Source organism: Pseudoxanthomonas kalamensis DSM 18571 (assembly GCF_010211745.1).
Lineage (GTDB): Bacteria > Pseudomonadota > Gammaproteobacteria > Xanthomonadales > Xanthomonadaceae > Pseudoxanthomonas_A > Pseudoxanthomonas_A kalamensis.
This window is the reverse complement of record NZ_PDWQ01000148.1, coordinates 1-511: the sequence shown is the minus strand read 5'-3', so window position 1 is coordinate 511 and position 511 is coordinate 1. Positions and strand designations below refer to the sequence as shown.

Genomic DNA, 511 nt, shown 5'->3' with positions numbered 1-511 from the left:
CCAGGGGAAAGACGCTCAGTCGCCAGGACCGGTTCCACCCTTTCGGGCCGCCTAAACCCGTGGGTGTGCGGCAGGTGCGTATTTACCCTTGCCAGCGACGTCTTTCAACGCAACGGTCGTGGCGTCTCCGCCCTGAGCGGCGACCATGATGCCGAACTCACCGTCGTCAACGAGCTTGGCACCCATGGTTCCCAGCCGGGTCGCGAGCAGACGGTCGTGGGCGCACGGGATACCACCGCGCTGCACATAGCCCAGGATCGAGACTCGCGATTCCAGCCCGGTGGCCTCCTCAAGCTGAGTAGCCAATTTGAGGGTGTTTTCACGCAGTGAATGCTAAAGGTCCGTCTTGGCCTTCTTGGCAGCCGCCTTTGTCCCGGAGGTCTTGGAAGCGTCAACGAGGGCGTGAGCTCCAGCCATCGCGGCCGAATCAGCCTCATCGCGAGCTCCCTCAGCCACCGCGATGACCGAGAAATTCAACCCCTGCTTTTGCCGGTTTTCCGCCGCCTGGACG

Annotated in this window: 1 protein-coding gene; it reads right to left on the bottom strand. The window is 62.8% G+C overall.

The window, feature by feature from the left end; genetic code table 11:
* Positions 1-51: 51 nt before the first annotated feature.
* A complete protein-coding gene (locus CSC70_RS14925; RefSeq protein ID WP_211369521.1) occupies positions 52-306 on the bottom strand; it encodes a 6-phosphofructokinase in 255 nt (84 codons plus the stop codon).
* Positions 307-511: the final 205 nt, after the last annotated feature.